The organism is Streptomyces sp. NPDC090994 (genome assembly GCF_044768905.1).
Classification (GTDB): Bacteria; Actinomycetota; Actinomycetes; order Streptomycetales; family Streptomycetaceae; genus Streptomyces.
Map to the genome: position 1 here is coordinate 437,286 of NZ_JBIVWS010000003.1, position 20,458 is coordinate 457,743.

Below are 20,458 nucleotides of genomic sequence, written 5' to 3' on the forward strand. Positions count from 1 at the left end.
CAGATTAGGTATACCTAAGTGACGCACGGCACCGTCGGGGGGTCCTGGCGTGGCTTGCCGGGGTCGGAGGAATTACGCAACAATGGCGTTGTGAAATACGTCGGCGAGGTGCCCCACGAGGAGCTCGCGACCGGTGAGCGCTCCACGCGCAACCGCGTCGCGCGGTCCATCCTGGACCACGGACCGTCGACCGTCGCCGAGCTGGCCGACCGCCTCGGCCTCACCCAGGCCGCCGTCCGCCGCCATCTCGACGCGCTCACCTCGGACAACGTGGTCGAACCCCGCGACCGCCGCGTCTACGGCGCGCGCACGCGCGGGCGGCCCGCGAAGGCGTTCGCGCTGACCGACTGCGGCCGGGACGCCTTCGACCAGTCCTACGACAAGCTCGCCGTGGACGCGCTGCGCTGGATCGCCGAGCGCGAGGGCGGGGAGCAGGCGGTCGCCGCCTTCGCCCGCGCCCGGATCGCCGCTCAGAGCGGCGCGTACCGCAAGGCCGTCGAGGCGGCGCCCCCCGAGCGGCGGGCGGAAGCGCTGGCCAAGGCCCTGAGCGCGGACGGGTACGCTGCCACCGCGCGCAGCGCTCCCCACCCCCAGCAGGGTGAGCAGCTCTGCCAGCATCACTGCCCGGTCGCCCACGCCGCCGAGAAATTCCCGCAGCTGTGCGAGGCCGAGACGGAATTTTTCGCCGAGCTGCTCGGTACTCACGTACAGCGGCTGGCGACCATCGCGCACGGCGACGGCGTCTGCACGACGTTCATTCCGAAGACTTCCAAGACCACTGACAACGCATCCGTAAGCACGGCCGGGAGGAACCCCGCATGACTCTCCCCACGGAGACTGCCCACCCTGAGCTCGAGGGCCTGGGCAAGTACGAATACGGCTGGGCCGACTCCGACACGGCCGGCGCCTCTGCGAAGCGCGGCATCGACGAGGACGTCGTCCGCGACATCTCCGCCAAGAAGTCCGAGCCGGAGTGGATGACCAAGCTCCGCCTCAAGGGCCTGAAGCTGTTCGAGAAGAAGCCCATGCCGAACTGGGGCTCGGACCTCTCCGGCATCGACTTCGACAACATCAAGTACTTCGTGCGCTCCACGGAGAAGCAGGCGGAGTCCTGGGAGGACCTGCCCGAGGACATCAAGAACACGTACGACAAGCTCGGCATCCCGGAGGCGGAGAAGCAGCGCCTCGTCGCGGGTGTCGCGGCCCAGTACGAGTCCGAGGTCGTCTACCACCAGATCCGCGAGGACCTGGAGGAGCAGGGCGTCATCTTCCTGGACACCGACACCGCGCTCAAGGAGCACCCGGAGCTCTTCAAGGAGTACTTCGGCACCGTCATCCCGGTCGGTGACAACAAGTTCGCGTCGCTGAACAGCGCCGTGTGGTCCGGCGGCTCCTTCATCTACGTCCCGCCGGGCGTGCACGTGGAGATCCCGCTCCAGGCCTACTTCCGGATCAACACCGAGAACATGGGCCAGTTTGAGCGGACCCTGATCATCGTCGACGAGGGTGCCTACGTGCACTACGTCGAGGGCTGCACCGCGCCGATCTACAAGTCGGACTCGCTGCACTCCGCCGTGGTCGAGATCATCGTCAAGAAGAACGCCCGCTGCCGCTACACGACCATCCAGAACTGGTCGAACAACGTCTACAACCTGGTCACCAAGCGCGCCGTGGCGTACGAGGGCGCGACCATGGAGTGGATCGACGGCAACATCGGCTCCAAGGTGACGATGAAGTACCCGGCCGTCTACCTGATGGGCGAGCACGCCAAGGGCGAGACCCTGTCCATCGCCTTCGCGGGCGAGGGCCAGCACCAGGACGCCGGCGCCAAGATGGTCCACATGGCCCCGAACACGTCCTCCAACATCGTCTCCAAGTCGGTGGCGCGCGGTGGCGGCCGCACCTCCTACCGCGGCCTGATCGAGATCGGCGAGGGCGCCCCCGGCGCCAAGTCCAACGTGCTGTGCGACGCGCTGCTGGTGGACACCATCTCCCGCTCCGACACCTACCCCTACGTGGACGTCCGCGAGGACGACGTGTCCATGGGCCACGAGGCGACCGTCTCCAAGGTCTCCGAGGACCAGCTCTTCTACCTGATGAGCCGCGGTCTGACCGAGTTCGAGGCGATGGCGATGATCGTGCGCGGCTTCGTCGAGCCGATCGCCAAGGAACTGCCGATGGAGTACGCCCTCGAACTCAACCGGCTGATCGAGCTGCAGATGGAAGGCGCGGTCGGCTGACCCCCGCGCCGTACCGTCAAACCCTTACGTAACGGAAAGCGAGCACTACGACAGCCATGGCTGAGGCTCAGAACATCCCGGTGGGCTCCACCACCGCCGGTGCGATCGCGGTGGCCGCCGAGGCCGACTCGACCGTCGCCACCCGCATGAGCGCGCCCCCGTCCTTCGACGTGGCCGACTTCCCGGTCCCGCACGGCCGGGAGGAGGAGTGGCGGTTCACCCCGCTGGAGCGGCTGCGCGGCCTGCACGACGGCACGGCGACCGCCTCGGGTGACGGCGTCAAGGCCGACGTCGAGGCCCCCGAGGGCGTCACCGTCGAGACCGTCGGCCGGGACGACGCGCGGCTCGGCAAGGCCGGCACCCCGGTGGACCGCATCGCGGCCCAGGCGTACTCGGCGTTCGAGCAGGCCTCGGTCATCACCGTCCCCAAGGAGACGGTGCTCACCGAGCCGGTCCGCATCGCCGTGCACGGCCAGGGCGGGGTCGCCTACGCCCACCAGGTGATCGAGCTGGGCGCGTTCGCCGAAGCCGTGGTCGTCATCGACCACACCGGTGACGCGGTGCTCGCCGCCAACGTCGACTACGTCCTCGGCGACGGCGCCAAGCTCACCGTCGTCTCCGTCCAGGACTGGGACGACAAGGCCGTCCACGTGGCCCAGCACAACACGCTGATCGGCCGCGACGCCTCCTTCAAGTCGGTCGTCGTCACCTTCGGCGGCGACGTCGTCCGCCTGCACCCGCGCGTCACGTACGCCGGCCCCGGCGGCGAGGCCGAGCTGTTCGGCCTCTACTTCACCGACAAGGGCCAGCACCAGGAGCACCGCCTCCTGGTCGACCACAATGTGCCGCACTGCAAGTCCAACGTCGTCTACAAGGGCGCGCTCCAGGGCGACGACGCGCACGCGGTGTGGATCGGTGACGTGCTCATCGAGGCCAAGGCCGAGGGCACCGACACCTACGAGATGAACCGCAACCTCGTCCTCACCGACGGCGCCCGCGTCGACTCGGTCCCCAACCTGGAGATCGAGACCGGCGAGATCGTCGGCGCCGGCCACGCCAGCGCCACCGGCCGCTTCGACGACGAGCAGCTCTTCTACCTGATGGCCCGCGGCATCCCCGAGCTGGACGCCCGCCGCCTGGTGGTCCGCGGCTTCTTCGCCGAACTGGTCCAGCAGATCGGTGTCCCGGACATCGAGGAGCGCCTGATCGCCAAGATCGAGCAGGAGCTGGAGGCGTCGGTCGCATGACCTACGTACGCGCTTGCGGGCTGGGCGAGCTGGAGGAGGACACCCCGAAAAGGGTGGAACTCGACGGCACGCCGGTCGCCGTCGTCCGTACGGAGGGCGAGGTGTTCGCGGTCAACGACATCTGCTCGCACGCGAACGTCTCCCTCTCCGAGGGCGAGGTCGACGACTGCCACATCGAGTGCTGGCTGCACGGCTCGCGCTTCGACCTGCGCTCCGGCAAGCCCGACAGTCTTCCGGCGACGCGCCCCGTCCCCGTTTACCCCGTAAAGATCGAAGGGGACGACGTGCTCGTCTCCCTCACCCAGGAGTCCTGAGGCACCCATGGCAACGCTTGAAATCCGAGACCTGCACGTCACCGTCGAGGCCGACAACGCCACGAAGGAGATCCTCAAGGGTGTCGACCTGACCGTGAAGCAGGGCGAGACGCACGCCATCATGGGCCCCAACGGCTCCGGCAAGTCGACCCTCGCCTACTCCCTCGCGGGTCACCCCAAGTACACGATCACCGGCGGCACCGTCACCCTCGACGGCGAGGACGTCATCGAGATGTCCGTCGACGAGCGCGCCCGCGCCGGCCTCTTCCTCGCCATGCAGTACCCGGTCGAGGTCCCCGGCGTCTCCGTCTCCAACTTCCTGCGCACCTCCGCCACCGCCATCCGCGGCGAGGCCCCCAAGCTGCGCACCTGGGTGAAGGAGGTCAAGGAGGCCATGGAGCGCCTCAACATGGACCCCGCCTTCGCCGAGCGCAACGTCAACGAGGGCTTCTCCGGCGGTGAGAAGAAGCGCCACGAGATCCTCCAGCTGGAGCTGCTCAAGCCGAAGGTCGCGATCCTCGACGAGACCGACTCCGGCCTCGACGTCGACGCGCTGCGCATCGTGTCCGAGGGCGTCAACCGCGTCCGCGAGTCCGGCGAGGTCGGCACCCTGCTGATCACGCACTACACGCGCATCCTGCGCTACATCAAGCCCGACTTCGTCCACGTCTTCTCAGGCGGTCGCATCGTCGAGTCCGGCGGCGCCGAACTCGCCGACAAGCTGGAGGAAGAGGGCTACGAGGCGTACACGAAGGGTGGCGTATCCGCGTGACACAGCTGCCGGGCCTCCTCGACACCGAGGCGATCCGCAAGGACTTCCCCATCCTGGACCGCCAGGTCCACGAAGGGCGCAAGCTCGTGTACCTGGACAACGCGGCGACGTCGCAGAAGCCGCGTCAGGTGCTCGACGCTCTCAGCGAGTACTACGAGAGCTACAACGCCAACGTCCACCGTGGCGTGCACGTCCTCGCCGAGGAGGCCACGGCGCTGTACGAGGGCGCGCGCGACAAGGTCGCGGAGTTCATCAACGCGCCCTCCCGCGACGAGGTGGTCTTCACCAAGAACGCCTCCGAGTCGCTCAACCTCGTCGCCAACATGCTGGGCTGGGCCGACGAGCCCTACCGCGTGGACTCCGACACCGAGATCGTCATCACGGAGATGGAGCACCACTCCAACATCGTGCCGTGGCAGCTGCTCGCGCAGCGCACCGGCGCGAAGCTCCGCTGGTTCGGCCTGACCGACGACGGCCGCCTCGACCTGTCCGACATCGAGGAGATCATCACCGAGAAGACGAAGATCGTCTCCTTCGTGCTGGTCTCCAACATCCTGGGCACCCAGAACCCGGTCGAGGCGATCGTCCGCCGCGCCCAGGAGGTCGGCGCCCTCGTGTGCATCGACGCCTCCCAGGCCGCACCGCACATGCCGCTGGACGTCCAGGCCCTCCAGGCCGACTTCGTGGCCTTCACCGGCCACAAGATGTGCGCCCCGACCGGCATCGGCGTCCTGTGGGGCCGCCAGGAACTCCTGGAGGACCTGCCCCCGTTCCTCGGCGGCGGCGAGATGATCGAGACGGTGTCGATGCACTCCTCGACCTACGCGCCCGCCCCGCACAAGTTCGAGGCGGGCACGCCCCCGATCGCCCAGGCGGTCGGCCTCGGCGCGGCGATCGACTACCTGTCGGCGATCGGCATGGACAAGATCCTCGCCCATGAGCACGCCCTGACCGACTACGCGGTCAAGCGGCTGATGGAGGTCCCGGACCTCCGCATAATCGGCCCGACCTCGTCGGAGGAGCGCGGCGCCGCGATCTCCTTCACGCTCGGTGACATCCACCCGCACGACGTGGGCCAGGTCCTCGACGAGCAGGGCATCGCGGTCCGGGTCGGCCACCACTGCGCCCGGCCCGTCTGCCTGCGCTACGGAATTCCTGCGACCACGCGAGCGTCGTTCTATCTGTACTCCTCGCCGGCCGAGATCGACGCCCTGGTCGACGGCTTGGAGCACGTACGGAACTTCTTCGGATGAGGGGCTGAGGCGTGAAGCTGGACTCCATGTACCAGGAAGTCATCCTGGACCACTACAAGAACCCGCACGGGCGTGGTCTGCGCGATGGCGACGCCGAGGTTCACCACGTGAACCCGACGTGCGGCGACGAGATCACCCTCCGAGTGAAGTACGACGGCACGACGATCGAGGACGTCTCGTACGAGGGGCAGGGCTGTTCCATCAGCCAGGCGTCGGCCTCCGTACTGAACGACCTGCTCGTCGGCAAGGACGTCGCCCAGGCGCAGAAGATCCAGGAGACCTTCCTGGAGCTGATGCAGTCCAAGGGCAAGCTGGAGCCCGACGACGCGATGGAGGACGTCCTGGAGGACGCCGTCGCGTTCGCCGGGGTGTCGAAGTACCCGGCCCGGGTCAAGTGCGCCCTCCTGAGCTGGATGGCGTGGAAGGACGCGACGGCCCAGGCGCTGGACGGCGCCGGCACCGACGCCGAAAGGAAGACGGCATGACCGAGACCGTTGAGATGAAGCCGGCTTCCGAGGAGGAGCTGCGCGAGGCCCTGATGGACGTCGTCGACCCCGAGCTGGGCATCGACGTCGTCAACCTGGGCCTGATCTACGGCATCCACGTCGACGACGCCAACATCGCGACCGTCGACATGACCCTGACCTCGGCGGCCTGCCCGCTGACCGACGTCATCGAGGACCAGGCCAAGTCCGCCACGGACGGCCTCGTCAGCGAACTGCGCATCAACTGGGTCTGGATGCCGCCGTGGGGCCCCGACAAGATCACCGACGACGGGCGGGAGCAGCTGCGCGCGCTCGGCTTCAACGTCTGAGCCACCCCTCGCCGTACGACGGCCCCCGGCGCGACCCGCCGGGGGCCGTCGCCGTTTCACATCCCTTTCTCCCCTCGCTCTCAGCCTCCGCTCAGACCCGCGCGGCAGCGTGGGCCGGTGACCGCTTCCACCCGCCCCGTCTTCCTGCTCGGCTGTCCCCGCTCCGGCACCACCCTGCTCCAGCTGATGCTGCACGCCCACCCGAGGATCGCGCTGCCGCCGGAGAACCGCTTCGTGCTCCCGGCCTACGAGCGCCGGCCGGCCTTCGGCGACCTGCGCGACCGCGGCAACCGGGCCGGGCTGGCCCAGTGGATCACCGGGCGGCGGGAGACCCGCTTCCACGAGCTGGGACTCGACCCGGCGACCGTGGCGGCCCGCATCACCGACGGGCCGCCGACCCTCGGCTCGGCGCTGGGCACCGTACTGCGCGCCTACGCCGAGCGGCACGGCAAGGCCCGCTGGGGCGACAAGCGCCCGGCGTACGCCCTGCACGTCCCGGAGATCCTGCGCCTCTTCCCCGACGCGCAGTTCGTGCACCTGGTGCGCGACGGACGGGACTGCGTGGCCTCGCTGCTGCGGATGCCGTGGTGGCACGCCGGGTTCCACGAGGCGGTCGCCACCTGGTCCCAGGTCATGGACACCACCCGCCGCCACGCCCGCCGCCTGGGCCCGGACGGCTGGCACGAACTGCGCTACGAGGATCTGCTGACCGACCCCGAACCGGTGCTGCGGGACCTGTGCGCCTACCTGGGCGAGGAGTACGCCCCGTCGATGACCGAGCCGCACCGGCTCGCGGAGGTCGCCGTGCCCGCCCGCAAGACCTGGCACCGCAACACCCACGGCGCGCTGGACGCCTCCCGCTCGGGCACCTGGCGGCAGCGGCTCACCCCCGACCAGCTCCGCCTGTGCGAGGCCGCGTTCGGCGACCGGCTGACGCGGGCCGGCTACGAGCCGAGCGGCGCGGTCCGCCCCGCCCCCGGCGAGCTGCTCCGCTACCGCCGGGTGTCGGCACTGCGCCGCGCGGCCCACGCCAGGCGGCGGCTGCGCGACCGGCGGACCCGGCTGGGGGAACGGGGCCCGGTCGCGGAGGCGCTGCCCGGCATCTGATCACCGGCATCTGATCACCCGTTATGTGTACGCCCGTACACGACTCCTGTGTACGCTCGTCCGCATGGGATACCTGCTGCTCGTCGGCGCCATCGCCGCGGAGGTCGCCGGCACCACCGCGATGAAGTACAGCGAGGGGTTCAGCAGACTGGTGCCGAGCCTGCTCACGGTGGCCGGTTACGTGATCTCCTTCACCCTGCTGGCCCAGACCCTGAAGACGCTGTCCGTCGGCACGGCGTACGCCATCTGGTCCGGCCTCGGCACGGCCGCCATCGCCACGATCGGCGTCGTCTTCATGGGCGAGGGCATGACCGCCGCCAAGGCCGCCGGGATCGCGCTGATCATCGTAGGAGTGGTGGTGCTGAACCTGGGCGGGGCGCACTGATGCCCCGCCGCCACGACCCCGGCCGCCGGCAGCGGATCATCGACGCGGCGATCCGGGTGGTGGGCCGGGGCGGCATCGCGGGGCTCAGCCACCGCACGGTCGCCGCGGAGGCGGACGTACCGCTCGGCTCCACGACGTACCACTTCGCGACGCTGGACGAGCTGCTGGTGGCGGCGCTGCGCCAGGCGAACGAGGGCTTCGCCGAGGTGCTGGCGGCCCACCCGGCGCTGCGGGACCCGGCCGCCGACCTGGCCGGGGGACTCGCCCGGGTGCTGGGGGAGTGGCTGGCGGGCGACCGCACGGGGGTGGAGCTGGAGTACGAGCTGTACCTGGCGGCCCTGCGGCGGCCCGCCCTGCGCCCGGTGGCGGCGGAGTGGGCGGACGGCGTGGCCGGCCTGCTCGCCCACCGCACCGACCCGGTCACCGCGCGGGCGGTGGTCGCGCTGATGGACGGGATCTGTCTGCAGGTGCTGCTGACGGGGACGGCGTACGACGAGGGGTACGCGCGGGAGGTGCTGGGGCGGGTGCTGGGCCGGGTGCCCGGCCGGGCGGCGACCGGCGGGTGAGGTGGGCCGGCGGGTTGCCGGACCGGATGTCCGGTCCGGCGGCGACCGGCAGGTGAGACGTACCAGCGGGCTGGTTCGCCCTCGGCGTGCCCGGCCGGTTAAGTTGCCCCCATGACCGACACGACTGCTCCCCGCACCACCGGTGCCGTGGCCGCCGGCCTGGCCACCGTCGCCGCCGACGGCACCGTTCTCGACACCTGGTTCCCCGCCCCCGAACTGGTCGACGCGCCCGGCCCGTCCGGCACCGAGCGCCTCACCGCCGAACAGGCCGCCGAACTCCTCGGCGGCGGCGCCACGGCCGCCGTCGGCCCGGACACCCGCCGGGGCGTCGAGGTGGTCGCGGTCCGCACGGTCATCGCCTCCCTGGACGAGAAGCCGATCGACGCGCACGACGTCTACCTGCGCCTCCACCTGCTCTCCCACCGCCTGGTCAAGCCGCACGGCCAGAACCTGGACGGCATCTTCGCCCACCTCGCCAACGTCGCCTGGACCTCGCTGGGCCCGGTCGCCGTCGACGACCTGGAGAAGGTCCGGCTCAACGCCCGCGCGGAGGGCCTGCACCTCCAGGTCACCTCGGTCGACAAGTTCCCCCGCATGACGGACTACGTCGCCCCCAAGGGCGTGCGCATCGCCGACGCCGACCGCGTCCGCCTGGGCGCGCACCTCGCCGAGGGCACCACGGTCATGCACGAGGGCTTCGTCAACTTCAACGCGGGCACGCTGGGCACGTCGATGGTCGAGGGCCGCATCTCCGCCGGTGTCGTCATCGGCGACGGCTCGGACATCGGCGGCGGCGCCTCCACGATGGGCACGCTGTCCGGTGGCGGCAACGTCATCATCTCCATCGGCGAGCGCTGCCTGATCGGCGCCGAGGCGGGCGTCGGCATCGCGCTGGGCGACGAGTGCGTGGTCGAGGCCGGCCTCTACGTCACCGCCGGCACGCGCGTCACGATGCCCGACGGCGAGATCGTCAAGGCCCGCGAACTCTCCGGCGCGTCCCACATCCTCTTCCGCCGCAACTCGGTGACGGGGACGGTGGAGGCCCGGCCGAACAACGCGGTGTGGGGCGGGCTGAACGACGTGCTGCACAGCCACAACTGAGCACGGGCGGCCGTGACGCGCGGTCGTCAGCGCTGAACTGGGCGCCCTTCCGTGGCCGGGGACGGCCCGGGAGGGCGCTCTGTCGACCAGCGTCCAGGTAACGGTGGTTGGGGCCTGTCAGGGATTCTGGCGCGGCGGGCCCGCGTCGAAGCCGTACTCCAGCACGTACGACGCTGCATCGAGGGTCATGTCGTTCACTTCGACCGGGCGGCCCTCGTCCGTGAAGGCGGTGCGGCAGACGAGGAGGACGGGGGTGCCTGCGGACATGCCCAGTTCCGCCGCCTCCTGCCGCGATGGCATACGGGAGCGGACTTCCTCCCGGAAGTGCACCGGCTCGTGGCCGAGTTCGGCGAGCCTGGCGTAGGTCCCGCCGGGGCCGGTGTCCTCCTGTGTGATCGCGGAGCCGGTGACCAGGGGGAGGGGCAGGTAGCTCGTCGCCAGCAGGACCGGCTTGCCGTCCAGGACGTAGCGGCGGCGCCGCACGCACACCGTTGTGTCGTTGCCGGGCAGCTCCAGTACCGCGCTGACGCGGTCGGGAGCCGGCTCCTCGGACACGGTGATCCGGTCCACCACCAGCGCCCGGTCCTCGATCTCCGCCGACCAGATGGAACGGCCGTTGCCCCAGCGGTCGGACGCCAGTCGGTCGATGCCCCGGCGGCGGAGCGGGCGGAAGGCGCGGACGAACACGCCGGCGCCTTTGCGGGCCTCGGCGATGCCTTCGTCCCGCAGAACGCTCAGTGCCTGGCGGGCCGTCATGCGGGCCACGCCGTACGTGGCCAGGAGGTCGTTCTCGCCCGGAAGCCGGTCACCGGGGCCATAGTCGCCCGCCTGGATCGCCTCGCGCAGGGAGTCCGCGATCCGCTGGTACTTGGGCCGACGGTCCTCGTCGGTAGTGGCCATGTCCGGAACCCTCCTCGCTTCTCTAGACACCCTAGGCCGTAGGTCAGGCGCTTGCTTGCTGGGCGTAGTCGTGTGCACGGATGCCGCGATGGGCTGATGAACGCCTCGATTGACATCTCCAGAGATGTATTCGGAACCGGTGACCAACGCGGTTCTTCACGGGCGGTCGGACGACAAGTGGGTCGTTCGGGTCGAGTGGTTTCGGGAAGGCTGCTCGCTGCGTGTGGATGTGCACAGCCCGGGAATCCCCGCGAGTGTGTGCCTCCGTCGGCCGGACGCCGGCGACGTACACGCACGTGGGCTGCTGCTGGTCGACTCCCTTGCAGACTCCTGGCGTTCTGGTCCGAGCGGGTTCGGTGGGACGGTCGTCTCCTTCGTCATGGCTGAGGCGTGGCGCTGAGCAGTTCGACCGTGACCTCGCCACCCGTTTGGCAGATGAACAGGTGGCATCTCCAGTCCCATCAGACGCCAACCGACGGAACGAGGTCTGGTATGAGGAACAAGCGGGCGAAGGCTGTGGCGCGTTGGGCGACCGGGGCGGGGGCCGTGGCCGTGGCCTGCTGGCTTCCGGCGGGGTCCGCGCACGCCGACGAGACCAACACCGGCTCGCACAACGGGCCCCGGATCGGACTGGTCAACGTCGGGCAGGTCGACGACCCGATGGAGGATGTGCTGGAGCACACGCTGCTGTTCGGGGACGGGTACCGCTGGCAGTGACCTGGACGTCCCGTCAGGCGGCCAGGCGCTCGTACGCCGCCCGCAGCACGTCGGCCGCCTCCCGGCCGGCCGGGCGCAGAGGCGCGCGGACCGGGCCCCCGGGGAGGCCGAGGTGGTGGAGGAGGGTCTTGGCGGTGACCGTTCCGGGCAGGCCCGCGGCCATCATCGCCTCGATCAGCTCGCTCGCCCGCAGCTGGAGCCGGGCCGCCTCGGCCGTGCGGCCCGCGTCGTGGGCGTCCAGGATCGCGCGCATGTGGTGCGGGATCACGTTCGCGACCGTACTGACGTAGCCGGTGCCGCCCGTCGCGTACAGCGCCAGGGCGTACTCGTCGCAGCCGGTGTAGTACGCCAAGCCGGTGCGGGACAGCACCCGCTGGGTGCCGAGGAGGTCGTACGCGCAGTCCTTGACGGCGACGATCCGCGGGTGGGCGGCGAGGCGGAGGAGCGTGGCGGGTTCGACGCGGGTGCCGGTGCGGGCGGGGATGTCGTAGAGCATGACCGGGAGGTCCGACGCGTCGGCGACCTCGCGGAAGTGGGCCTCCAGCGCGTCCTGCGGCGGCCTGCTGTAGTACGGCGTGACCACCAGCAGACCGTCCGCGCCGGCGTGCTGGGCCGCGCGGGCCAGGGCCGCGGTGTGGCGGGTGTCGGCGCTGCCCACCCCGGCGACGATCGTCGCCCGGTCGCCCACCGCCTCCCGTACCGCCGAGATCAGCGCGGTCTTCTCGGTGTCCGTGGTGGTGGGGGACTCGCCCGTCGTCCCCGACAGGACCAGGCCGTCGCAGCCCCGCGTGACCAGGCGGTCGGCGAGGCGGCGGGCACCGTCGAGGTCGAGGGCGCCGGAGTCGGTGAAGGGCGTGACCATGGCGCACAGGGCGCGGCCGAAGGGAGGAGTGGGGGTGGTCGTCATGGAGGGAGTGTCGGCCGGTGGAGTGTGCAGCTCCACTTAATATCCCTACCGATATCTGGTAAGCGCCGCTGAAATGTCGTGCGTGGCCGCCCGCCGGGCCGCCCGGGAAGGGGCGTGCGTAGCGGGCGGCGGGGCCGGGTACCCGTGGCCGTCAGGAACGGAGCAGGCTCAGGGAGGGCGCACTGATGACGAAGTCGAGGGGCGGCAGCGGTACGGCGACGGCCGGGGCCAAGGGGCCCGACGAGCTGCGGCGGCAGATCGAGGAGGTCCGCGGACGGCTCGGGGACACCGTCGGGGAGCTGGCGGGCCGGGCGGATGTGAAGGGGCGGGCGACGGCACGCGCCGCCGACCTGCGGGACAAGGCCGGTGCGCTGACCGTGCAACTGCGCAGCAGCGCCGTGCGGGCCGGGCACACGGTGCAGGACCGGGCGAGCCGGGCCGGCCGCGGTGTGCCGGAACCGGTGCGGACGGGGCTGCGGCAGCCGCGGCCGGTGCTGATCGCCGGCGCGGTGGCGGGCGCGGTCGTCGCGGTCGGGGTGCTGTGGCGGCGGGGCGGCGGACGCCGCTGACGTGACGTCGGGGGGCTTCCTTGACCTCAAGTCCGGTTCAGGCCGGAGGGTGGTGAGCGCACGCGACGCTCACCCACTCGACGGAGGCCGGCATGACCCGCCGTACCGACACCCACCCCGATCTCACCCGTCCGGACGCCGGGGCACCCTTCTTCAGCACCTGGCGGGTCGGCACGCCCGAGCGGCAGCGGCAGGCGGTGGAGGCGATCGCCCGGACCTGGGAGCGGCGGCCGTGGCCCGCCGACGGCCTGCGGAGCTACCACGTCTACACCGGACACGACGGTGAGACCCTGCTGCACCATTCGCAGTGGGCGAGCGAGCAGGCGTACGAGGCGTTCGTCAAGACGCACCGGCAGGAGCGGGTCGACGAGATCGACACCGCCGTGCCGGGGATCGAGCGGCTGGGGCTCGGGCGGTACCGACGGCACGGCGGCCTGGAGCGGGCGGCCGGGGACACCCGCGTCCCCGGCCTGGTCGTCGTCGTGCGCGCCGACTTCGCCCCGGAGGCCGCCGAGCGCCGCGTCGGCTGGACCGACCGGCTCCTCGGGACGGTCGAGCGCGGCCCCGGGCTGATCTCCGCCCACTTCCACCTGAGCACCGACGGCACCCACGTCCTGATCTACGCCGAGTGGGAGAGCGCCGGCGCGTACGACGACGCGCCGGCCGCACACTGGGACGGGGCCCGGACCTGGCCGGGGCTGCGCGGCTTCACCAGCGGCCGGTACGGCCACGCCCTCGGCCTCGTGCCGGGCCCGTCCGCTACGGACGGAACCGCAGCACCTGCGGGTCGTGGTCGCTGATCTGGTCGTGGAACTCGGCGTTGACGTGCACGCTGTCGTAACGGAAGTGCCCGCCGCGCCGGATCGACGGGCTGATCAGGATCTGGTCCAGGACCTGGCTGTTGCCCTGGTAGACGTACGAGTAACGCTCGTCGCGCGGCAGCGACTTGACCGCCGACCACAGGGCCCCGCCGTCCTCCAGGAGCTGGGTGGTGGTGGAGAACTCGAAGTCGTTGATGTCGCCGAGGGTGACGACGTCGGCGTTCTTCTGGGTGGCGAGGATGTCCTTGACGAAGGCGTTGACGGCCGTGGCCTGGAGGTGGCGCTGCGTCTCGGAGCTGCGCGCCGGGGGCTGGTACTGGCTGGTCAGCCCCTGGTCGCCGCCCTTGGAGGCGAAGTGGTTGGCGATGACGAAGACCGTCTTGCCCCGGAAGACGAACTCGCCGGCCAGCGGCTTGCGGCTGTTCTCCCAAGCCTCGTCCGCCGGGTCGACGCGGCCGGGGGAGAGGGTGAGCGCCGCCTTGCCGCGGACCTTCGTCACCTCCGTGGCCGTCGTGGCGTCGCCGCCCGCGCGGTCGGTGAAGGAGACCCGCTCGGGGTTGAACAGGAACGCCTGGCGGATGTTGCCGCCGGGCTCGCCGCCGTCCTCGCCGTCGGCCGGGTCGACCGAGCGCCACTCGTAGCGCGGGCCGCCCGCCGCCACGATCGCGTCGATCAGCTTCGCCATCGTCTCGTCGGCGGCGACCGTGCCGTCGTTCACGGCACCGTTGTTGTCCTGGATCTCCTCCAGGGACACGATGTCGGGGGAGGCGAGGTTGTGCGTGATCGCCTCCGCGTGCGCGGCGAAGGTGTCGTCGGACGGGTCGAGGTTCTCGACGTTGTACGTCGCCACCGCCAGCTCGTCGCGCCGCTGCGCGCGGGTGGTCTCGCGCTCGGTGCCGCCGTCGCGCAGGGTCCCGAGCCGGTTGGCGACGAGGGTGTAGCCGCCGTACTGGTTGTAGTCGAGCGGGCCCGCCGTGGTGCCGGCGAGGGTGTCGCCCACGGTCGCGTCGGGGAAGTCGGCGACCGCGCCCAGGGACTGGATCTGCAGCCGGCCGGTGTTCTGGGAGTCGTAGGAGCCGTAGACCGTGCCGCCGCCCGCGCTCGGGTTCTCCTCGGGCTTCACCGTCACCCACAGCTCGGTGTACGGGTCGGTGGCACCGGTGACGCGGGTGTCGGAGACCTGGACGTTCATGCCCTCCAGGGACTCGTAGTAGTCCAGGGCGTAGCGGGCGGGGCGCAGCGGCAGGGTGTTGACGGAGCCGCCGTCGGCCTCGGGGGTGTAGGCGCGCGGCACCGAGCGGGCGGTGATCCGGGTCGCGGCCGGGACCGCGTTGCCGGACGAGACGACGGTGACCGTGGGGCGGGTGATCTCGGTCAGCGACTGGTTGCCGGAGGAGGTGCCGCCGGGAACGTACTCCGAGACCGTGCCGGAGACGGTGACCGCGTCGCCGACCGTGACCTTCGGGGCGGAGCTGGTGAAGACGAATATGCCTTCGCTGGTGGCCGGGTCGGCGTCCGGGGACGGGTCCTGGATCCAGAAGCCCTTGGAGGAGCCGTAGGTCCGGACGCCGGTGACGATTCCGGCCACGTCGGTGACCTGCTGACCGGCGTACGGGGAGAGCCTCGTGGTGCCCTGGATGTCGTGGACGCGCACCGAGGCCGCGTGCGCGGACGGGACGAGGACGACGGTGGACGCCGCTGAGCAGACGGCGGCGACGGTGAGCGCGGCGAGGCGCGCGGACGACTTGCTCGGCATGGGGTCCCTCCGGGGACGTGACGTCGGACGCCGGGAAGCGCGGGAAGCGTGAGGAGAGGGAAGCGCGCAGGCCCGCGTGAACACTCGTGCCCCCCTGTTTCTACGCGCGTCAATCTCCTGCGCGGCCAAGGGCCTTGTCAAGGTTTCGGCCATGTACGGCAGCCGACAGGGAGATGAACCGGGCGGCATGGGTGGAAACCCGTCTAGGCTGAGCGGCTGAGCCGTACGGCGTCCAGGTGGCCGTACGGCCGTCGAGGCGCGCGAGGAGAAAACAGCCCATGTCAGACAGCTCCACCCTGCCGCCCGCGCGGCTCCACCCCGAAGCGGAGCTGGCCCGCGACGCGCTCTCCGCCCCGCTGCTCTCCCGGGCCGTCCGGCTCGCCCGCTGGGCCGGGCCGGACACCCGGGTGGAGGCCGGGGGAGAGCTGGTCGAGGAGCAGCTCGGCGCGGCGGCCGAGGCGCTCGGGCTCAGCGGCGGCGACGCGGCGGCGGACGCGGGCGAGGCGTGGCGGGTCGCCCTGGACGCCGGGCTGGTCGAGATCGTCGACGAGGACGAGGGCACCGTCACGGCGGGCGAGGAACTGGCGCTGCTCACCGGCGGTTCCCCGCAGGACGTGCTCGGCGTGTGGCTCGCCGCCCTGGAGACCGTCCTCGCCGACGCGAGCGCGCCCGACCTCGGTGCCCTGGTCGACGCGATGGCCGAGGGCGAGGGCGAGCTGGACCTCTCCTCCCTGGACTGGGACCCCGAGGCCGAGGCGGAGTTCCTCGACGGGGTGCTCGGCAACCTGTACCTGCTCACCGTCGGTGAGGACGCGCCCGGCGACACCCCGGTGCCGCTGCCCGCGCTCGCCGCCTCCGTCCTCGTCCCCAGCGACATGGGCGAGCCCACCAACGACGTGCTGCAGCAGGTCTCCGACGCGATGATGCGGCTGGACGACCAGTTCCGGCTGCTGGAGCCGATCGGGCTGGTCACCTACCAGCCGGTCGACGAGGCGCTGATGGCCGAGGGCGACGAGGAGCCCGCCGCGCCCGTCGACGACACCGACGTCTCCCGCTACGGCATGGTGCGGCTGACCCCGCTCGGCCTGTACGGGCTGCGCGCCCGGCTGCTGGAGGCCGGGTTCACCGCCCCGGCCGTCGGCGAACTCGCCGACAAGGGCGCCGACACCCTGCTCGACGGCACGGCCGCCTTCCCGCCGGCCGCCGCGCACGCCGAGACCGAGGGATGGCTGGCCCGCCGCGAGCCGCTGGCCGCCGCCCGGGAACTGCTGGCGGCGGCGCGCGGCGCGGACGCCGGGGCGCCGCTGCGCCGGCTGCGCTGCCAGCAGGCGCTGGCCCTGGTCGGCGCCGACGCCGAGCCCGCGCTGCGTGAGGTCCTCGACGACGCGGAGCTGGGCGGGCTGGCCCGGGTGTGGCTGGCCGAGCACGGGGCCCGCGACGTGCCGCCGCCGCCGGAGTCCATGGTCTTCTGGCTGACCGTCGACACGGTGGCCGCGCAGCTCGCCGCCGAGGGCAACTCCGAGGAACTGCGCGCCCTGGTGGAGGGACTGGCCGCGCAGCACAGCGGCTTCTTCGCCACCGCCTGGCGGGTCGACCACCCCGCCACCGCCGACGTGCTGGAGGCGATGGGGCGGCTGCACCCCGACAAGAAGATCGCCAAGGAGGCCCGCAAGGCGGCGTTCAAGGCGCGGTCGCAGCACGGGGGGTGACGGCCGGCTACCGCCCGGCGTCCGGCGTCCGGCGTCCGGCGTCCGGCGTCCGGCGCCCGGCGTCCGGCGTCCGGCGCCCGGCGTCCGGCGTCCGGCGCCCGGCGTCCGGCGCCCGGCGGCCGGTGGTGGCTTGGGGGAGGACGGCCGGTGGTGGCTTGGGGGAGGACGGCCGGTGGTGGCTCGGGGGAGGACGGCCGGTGGTGGCTTGGGGGAGGACGGCCGGTGGTGGCTCGGGGAAGGACAGTCGGGGGCGGCCCGGCGGACCACGGCCGGTGACCGTCCGGCGGACGACCGCCGGTGGCGGCCTCGTGACGCGTCGCCGGGCGGATTCACACAAGCGGGGCACGGAGTGTCGTACGGAGTTCAGCCTCCGTTAAGCGGTGGGCGGGACGGTGGCGCCGCACCGCGCAGCGCCACCCCCCTTCCTGGCACGCCCACCGTCACAGGAGACACACCATGTCGCTCACCCGCAGGGACTTCGCCACCCGCTCCGCGCTCACCGGCGCCGGGGTCGCGCTGGCGGGCAGCGTCGGCGCCCTCGCCACCGCCCCGAACGCCCTGGCGTCCACGGAGACCGAGGGCACGGACGACGAGCACGGGCACGGCGGGGTCGGCTACGGGCCGCTGCTCCCCGACCCGGACGGCATCCTCGCGCTGCCCGCCGGCTTCTCCTACCGGGTCGTCACCTACAGCGGCCGCACCAAACTGGAGTCGGGCGAGTACACCCCCTCCAACCACGACGGCACCGCCACCTTCGACGGCCCGCGCGGCACCACCCTGCTGGTCAACAACCACGAACTGGGCGGCCCCCGGGCCAACTGGCCGCACCCCGTCCCGCTCACCGAGGGCCTCGTCTACGACCCGGCGGCCTCCGGCGGCTGCACCGTCGTCGAGGTCCGCCCCGGCGGCGAGGTCGCCGAGTGGGTCGGCATCGCCGGCACCGCCACCAACTGCGCGGGCGGCTCCACCCCCTGGGACACCTGGCTGACCTGCGAGGAGACCGAGGACAAGGCCGGGTCCAACGGCATGACCAAGGACCACGGCTACGTCTTCGAGGTCGACCCCGCCGACCGCCGCGCCAACCGCGACCCGAAGCCGGTCAAGGCGCTGGGCCGGTACGCCCACGAGGCCGTCGTCATCGACCCCAGGCGCGGCCACGCCTACCTCACCGAGGACGCCTCCGGCCCCAACGGCCTGTTCTACCGCTGGACCCCGCCGGAGGGCTTCCGGCACGGCCGCGGCAGGCTGCGCACCCTCGCCGACGACGCCGGGTGCCTGGAGGCGTTCAAGTGCTTCGACTCCGGCGGCAAGTTCGTCGACGACCTCTCCCGCGCGACGAAGACCGGCACCGTGTACGGCGTCGACTGGGTCGAGGTCCCCGACCGTGACGCGAAGACCGTCTCCGTGCGCAAGCAGTTCACCGACGGCCAGGTCACCCGCGCCCGCAAGCTGGAGGGCATGTGGTGGGCGGACGGCGGCGCCTACGTCGTCTCGTCCTTCGCCCGCGACGAGAGCCCCGGCACGCCGCACGACGGCCAGGTCTGGTTCTACGACCCCAAGCGCCGCACCCTCACCCTGAAGGTGCTGCTCGGCGTCAACCCGGACCCGGAGGCGGAGGGCGCCTTCGACGGCCCGGACAACATCACCGTCTCCCCGTACGGCGGTCTGGTCATCGCCGAGGACGGCGACGGCGTGCAGCACCTGTTCGGCGCCACGGACAGCGGACGGACGTACCCCATCGCCCGCAACGAGCTGAACATCGGCAGCGCGGAGGAGCCCGAGTACAGCGAGTTCACCGGGGTGACCTTCTCGCCCGACGGACGCACCCTCTACGCGAACATCCAGACGCCCGGCGTCATGCTCGCGATCACCGGGCCCTGGAAGCGGCAGAAGCGGCGCTGAGCGGGACGGACGGCCCGGGTTCCGTGCCGGACCCGGGCCGTCCGAGGTCACAGCGACTTGGCGGCCGGCTTCACCATCCCGCGGACCGTGCGGGACTTGACGAACTCGCCCATCGCCGTCATGTCCCACTCCCCGGAGAACTGCCGGATCAGCTTGGCCATCATCACGCCGGTCTGCGGCTCGGCGGTGGTGAGGTCGAAGCGGACCAGTTCCTCGCCGGTCGCGGCGTCCAGCAGGCGGCAGTACGCCTTGGCGACCTCGGTGAACTTCTGCCCGGAGAAGGAGTTGACCGTGAAGACCAGACCGGTGACCTCCTGCGGGAGCCGGCCGAGGTCCACGACGATCACCTCGTCGTCGCCGCCGCCCTCGCCGGTGAGGTTGTCACCGGAGTGCTTGATGGCGCCGCCGACGATGGACAGCTTGCCGAAGTAGCAGCTGTCGATGTGGTTGCGCTGCGGGCCGTACGCGATGACCGAGGCGTCCAGGTCGATGTCCTTGCCGCGGTACGCCGGCTCCCAGCCGAGGCCCATCTTGACCTGGGAGAGGACCGGGCGGCCGCCCTTGACCAGGGAGACGGTCTGGTTCTTCTGGAGGCTGACGCGGCCCTTGTCCAGGTTGATCTTCCCGGCCCCGGGGGCGGGGGCCGCGGGTGCGGCGGGCGGGGCCGGCGGGGCGGCGGCGGGGGTGGCGACCGGCGGGGGCGGCGGCTGTACGGCGGCCGGGGCCGGGGGCGGCGTGACCGGCTGGGCGGCGGGCGCGGCCGGCTCCTCCACCGAGACGCCGAAGTCGGTGGCGATGCCGGCCAGGCCGTTGGCGTACCCCTGGCCGACCGCGCGGGCCTTCCAGACGCCGCCCCGGAGGTAGACCTCGACGATCACCAGGGCCGTCTCGCTGCCGAGCTGCGGGGGTGTGAAGGTGGCCAGGACCGAGCCGTCGTCCGCGTTGCGGATCGTCGCCGTGGGCTCGATGCCCTGGAAGGTCTGGCCCGCGGCGTCCGGGCTCGCGGTGACGACGACCTTCTCGATGCCCGGGGGGATGGCTGAGGTGTCGACCGTGATCGCGTCCGGGGCGGTGCCGCCGCCGGAGCGGTAGGTCACGCCCGGCCCGGTGGGCTGGTTGTAGAAGATGAAGTCGTCGTCGGAGCGCACCTTGCCGTCGGCGGTGAGCAGCAGGCCCGATACGTCGAGGCGCACGGGCGCGGCGACGTCCACCGTCACGCGGGCGGCGGACAGGGGGATGTTCGAGCCGGGGGTCATAGCTGTCATGCCGGGTGAACGAGCGGGGGCGTTTTGCCGTTCCCTTACCGTGGGCTGATCGGCCGACCAGGGATTCAGACGCCGGACGGGCTGGACATCAGCCCCTCCGGCGTTCCGAGGAC

The 20,458-nt window shown here is 71.8% G+C and carries 21 protein-coding genes and 1 pseudogene; 18 read left to right on the plus strand and 4 right to left on the minus strand.

Translation table 11 applies throughout. The annotated features are described in order from the left end of the window. Window positions 1–90: 90 nt before the first annotated feature. From ACIQR3_RS09360 to dapD, 12 genes are all read left to right on the plus strand, one after another. On the plus strand, window positions 91–822 hold the full coding sequence (locus ACIQR3_RS09360) for a helix-turn-helix transcriptional regulator (RefSeq protein ID WP_403536397.1): 732 nt from the start codon (window positions 91–93) through the stop codon (window positions 820–822). Then, window positions 819–2,240 carry a Fe-S cluster assembly protein SufB gene (gene sufB, locus ACIQR3_RS09365; protein ID WP_403536399.1) on the plus strand — a complete coding sequence of 474 codons (1,422 nt, stop codon included), beginning with the start codon at window positions 819–821 and terminating at the stop codon, window positions 2,238–2,240. The genes ACIQR3_RS09360 and sufB overlap by 4 nt, the downstream gene beginning before the upstream one ends. Before the next feature lie 56 nt (window positions 2,241–2,296). Then, entirely contained in the window at window positions 2,297–3,487 is a 1,191-nt protein-coding gene (gene sufD, locus ACIQR3_RS09370) for a Fe-S cluster assembly protein SufD (protein ID WP_403536402.1), read from the plus strand. Next, complete coding sequence (locus tag ACIQR3_RS09375; protein ID WP_403536404.1) at window positions 3,484–3,801, plus strand: non-heme iron oxygenase ferredoxin subunit; 318 nt, start codon at window positions 3,484–3,486, stop codon at window positions 3,799–3,801. The genes sufD and ACIQR3_RS09375 overlap by 4 nt, the downstream gene beginning before the upstream one ends. 7 nt (window positions 3,802–3,808) lie before the next feature. Then, a complete protein-coding gene (gene sufC / locus ACIQR3_RS09380) occupies window positions 3,809–4,573 on the plus strand; it encodes a Fe-S cluster assembly ATPase SufC (protein ID WP_215165553.1) in 765 nt (254 codons plus the stop codon). Further along, a complete protein-coding gene (locus ACIQR3_RS09385) occupies window positions 4,570–5,826 on the plus strand; it encodes a cysteine desulfurase (RefSeq protein WP_403536406.1) in 1,257 nt (418 codons plus the stop codon). Before sufC ends, ACIQR3_RS09385 begins: the two co-directional genes overlap by 4 nt. Window positions 5,827–5,837: 11 nt before the next feature. Next, window positions 5,838–6,311 carry a Fe-S cluster assembly sulfur transfer protein SufU gene (gene sufU / locus ACIQR3_RS09390; RefSeq protein WP_403536409.1) on the plus strand — a complete coding sequence of 158 codons (474 nt, stop codon included), beginning with the start codon at window positions 5,838–5,840 and terminating at the stop codon, window positions 6,309–6,311. After that, complete coding sequence (locus ACIQR3_RS09395) at window positions 6,308–6,640, plus strand: metal-sulfur cluster assembly factor (RefSeq protein WP_215165559.1); 333 nt, start codon at window positions 6,308–6,310, stop codon at window positions 6,638–6,640. Before sufU ends, ACIQR3_RS09395 begins: the two co-directional genes overlap by 4 nt. A gap of 117 nt (window positions 6,641–6,757) precedes the next feature. Further along, the gene (locus ACIQR3_RS09400) at window positions 6,758–7,747 is read left to right on the plus strand and encodes a sulfotransferase family protein (RefSeq protein WP_403536411.1); all 990 of its coding nucleotides are present in this window, start codon (window positions 6,758–6,760) and stop codon (window positions 7,745–7,747) included. A gap of 64 nt (window positions 7,748–7,811) precedes the next feature. Beyond that, entirely contained in the window at window positions 7,812–8,132 is a 321-nt protein-coding gene (locus ACIQR3_RS09405; RefSeq protein ID WP_403536413.1) for a DMT family transporter, read from the plus strand. After that, a complete protein-coding gene (locus tag ACIQR3_RS09410; RefSeq protein WP_403536415.1) occupies window positions 8,132–8,698 on the plus strand; it encodes a TetR/AcrR family transcriptional regulator in 567 nt (188 codons plus the stop codon). Before ACIQR3_RS09405 ends, ACIQR3_RS09410 begins: the two co-directional genes overlap by 1 nt. 111 nt (window positions 8,699–8,809) lie before the next feature. Next, window positions 8,810–9,799 (plus strand): 2,3,4,5-tetrahydropyridine-2,6-dicarboxylate N-succinyltransferase, encoded by a 990-nt coding sequence (dapD, locus tag ACIQR3_RS09415; RefSeq protein WP_403536417.1) that lies wholly within the window; start codon window positions 8,810–8,812, stop codon window positions 9,797–9,799. A 117-nt stretch (window positions 9,800–9,916) separates the two neighbouring features. On the opposite strand, the gene ACIQR3_RS09420 is transcribed toward dapD, so the two are convergent. After that, window positions 9,917–10,699 (minus strand): GntR family transcriptional regulator, encoded by a 783-nt coding sequence (locus ACIQR3_RS09420; RefSeq protein WP_403536420.1) that lies wholly within the window; start codon window positions 10,697–10,699, stop codon window positions 9,917–9,919. Window positions 10,700–10,823: 124 nt separating this feature from the next. On the opposite strand from ACIQR3_RS09420, the pseudogene ACIQR3_RS09425 reads away from it, so the two are divergent. Together ACIQR3_RS09425 and ACIQR3_RS09430 are read left to right on the plus strand one after the other, a co-directional pair. Beyond that, window positions 10,824–11,099: pseudogene (locus ACIQR3_RS09425) on the plus strand (ATP-binding protein); the annotation flags it as partial. 92 nt (window positions 11,100–11,191) lie between these two features. Continuing rightward, window positions 11,192–11,416: a hypothetical protein gene (locus ACIQR3_RS09430; RefSeq protein ID WP_403536422.1), complete on the plus strand. Its 225-nt coding sequence runs from the start codon at window positions 11,192–11,194 to the stop codon at window positions 11,414–11,416. 13 nt (window positions 11,417–11,429) lie between these two features. On the opposite strand, the gene dapA is transcribed toward ACIQR3_RS09430, so the two are convergent. Further along, window positions 11,430–12,323, minus strand: coding sequence for a 4-hydroxy-tetrahydrodipicolinate synthase (dapA, locus tag ACIQR3_RS09435; RefSeq protein WP_403536425.1), 894 nt, complete (start codon window positions 12,321–12,323; stop codon window positions 11,430–11,432). 185 nt (window positions 12,324–12,508) lie between these two features. Here dapA and ACIQR3_RS09440 point away from each other — a divergent pair, with 185 nt between their 5' ends. Both ACIQR3_RS09440 and ACIQR3_RS09445 read left to right on the plus strand, forming a co-directional pair. After that, a complete protein-coding gene (locus ACIQR3_RS09440; protein ID WP_403536427.1) occupies window positions 12,509–12,892 on the plus strand; it encodes a DUF3618 domain-containing protein in 384 nt (127 codons plus the stop codon). A 92-nt stretch (window positions 12,893–12,984) separates the two neighbouring features. Then, the gene (locus ACIQR3_RS09445; protein ID WP_403536429.1) at window positions 12,985–13,692 is read left to right on the plus strand and encodes an antibiotic biosynthesis monooxygenase; all 708 of its coding nucleotides are present in this window, start codon (window positions 12,985–12,987) and stop codon (window positions 13,690–13,692) included. Here ACIQR3_RS09445 and ACIQR3_RS09450 read toward each other — a convergent pair. Next, window positions 13,652–15,469: an endonuclease/exonuclease/phosphatase family protein gene (locus ACIQR3_RS09450; protein ID WP_403536431.1), complete on the minus strand. Its 1,818-nt coding sequence runs from the start codon at window positions 15,467–15,469 to the stop codon at window positions 13,652–13,654. The two genes, ACIQR3_RS09445 and ACIQR3_RS09450, sit on opposite strands and share 41 nt — an antisense overlap. A 278-nt stretch (window positions 15,470–15,747) precedes the next feature. Between ACIQR3_RS09450 and ACIQR3_RS09455 the strand changes: the two genes are divergently transcribed. Both ACIQR3_RS09455 and ACIQR3_RS09460 read left to right on the plus strand, forming a co-directional pair. Continuing rightward, window positions 15,748–17,178, plus strand: coding sequence for a hypothetical protein (locus ACIQR3_RS09455; protein ID WP_403536434.1), 1,431 nt, complete (start codon window positions 15,748–15,750; stop codon window positions 17,176–17,178). A gap of 456 nt (window positions 17,179–17,634) precedes the next feature. After that, on the plus strand, window positions 17,635–19,080 hold the full coding sequence (locus ACIQR3_RS09460) for an alkaline phosphatase PhoX (protein WP_403536437.1): 1,446 nt from the start codon (window positions 17,635–17,637) through the stop codon (window positions 19,078–19,080). Window positions 19,081–19,127: 47 nt separating this feature from the next. Here ACIQR3_RS09460 and ACIQR3_RS09465 read toward each other — a convergent pair whose 3' ends face one another. Continuing rightward, window positions 19,128–20,336, minus strand: coding sequence for a TerD family protein (locus ACIQR3_RS09465; RefSeq protein WP_403536792.1), 1,209 nt, complete (start codon window positions 20,334–20,336; stop codon window positions 19,128–19,130). Window positions 20,337–20,458 lie beyond the last annotated feature (122 nt).

Excerpts from the sequence above, each read along its gene's own strand:
- sufD (WP_403536402.1), top strand. The coding sequence starts at position 2,297 with ATGGCTGAGGCTCAGAACATCCCGGTGGGCTCCACCACCGCCGGTGCG.
- ACIQR3_RS09440 (WP_403536427.1), top strand. The coding sequence starts at position 12,509 with ATGACGAAGTCGAGGGGCGGCAGCGGTACGGCGACGGCCGGGGCCAAG.
- ACIQR3_RS09375 (WP_403536404.1), top strand. The coding sequence starts at position 3,484 with ATGACCTACGTACGCGCTTGCGGGCTGGGCGAGCTGGAGGAGGACACC.
- ACIQR3_RS09405 (WP_403536413.1), top strand. The coding sequence starts at position 7,812 with ATGGGATACCTGCTGCTCGTCGGCGCCATCGCCGCGGAGGTCGCCGGC.
- dapD (WP_403536417.1), top strand. The coding sequence starts at position 8,810 with ATGACCGACACGACTGCTCCCCGCACCACCGGTGCCGTGGCCGCCGGC.
- ACIQR3_RS09445 (WP_403536429.1), top strand. The coding sequence starts at position 12,985 with ATGACCCGCCGTACCGACACCCACCCCGATCTCACCCGTCCGGACGCC.
- dapA (WP_403536425.1), bottom strand. The coding sequence starts at position 12,323 with ATGACGACCACCCCCACTCCTCCCTTCGGCCGCGCCCTGTGCGCCATG.
- ACIQR3_RS09430 (WP_403536422.1), top strand. The coding sequence starts at position 11,192 with ATGAGGAACAAGCGGGCGAAGGCTGTGGCGCGTTGGGCGACCGGGGCG.
- ACIQR3_RS09455 (WP_403536434.1), top strand. The coding sequence starts at position 15,748 with ATGTCAGACAGCTCCACCCTGCCGCCCGCGCGGCTCCACCCCGAAGCG.
- ACIQR3_RS09420 (WP_403536420.1), bottom strand. The coding sequence starts at position 10,699 with ATGGCCACTACCGACGAGGACCGTCGGCCCAAGTACCAGCGGATCGCG.
- sufB (WP_403536399.1), top strand. The coding sequence starts at position 819 with ATGACTCTCCCCACGGAGACTGCCCACCCTGAGCTCGAGGGCCTGGGC.
- ACIQR3_RS09460 (WP_403536437.1), top strand. The coding sequence starts at position 17,635 with ATGTCGCTCACCCGCAGGGACTTCGCCACCCGCTCCGCGCTCACCGGC.
- ACIQR3_RS09410 (WP_403536415.1), top strand. The coding sequence starts at position 8,132 with ATGCCCCGCCGCCACGACCCCGGCCGCCGGCAGCGGATCATCGACGCG.
- ACIQR3_RS09465 (WP_403536792.1), bottom strand. The coding sequence starts at position 20,336 with ATGACCCCCGGCTCGAACATCCCCCTGTCCGCCGCCCGCGTGACGGTG.
- ACIQR3_RS09395 (WP_215165559.1), top strand. The coding sequence starts at position 6,308 with ATGACCGAGACCGTTGAGATGAAGCCGGCTTCCGAGGAGGAGCTGCGC.
- ACIQR3_RS09450 (WP_403536431.1), bottom strand. The coding sequence starts at position 15,469 with ATGCCGAGCAAGTCGTCCGCGCGCCTCGCCGCGCTCACCGTCGCCGCC.
- sufC (WP_215165553.1), top strand. The coding sequence starts at position 3,809 with ATGGCAACGCTTGAAATCCGAGACCTGCACGTCACCGTCGAGGCCGAC.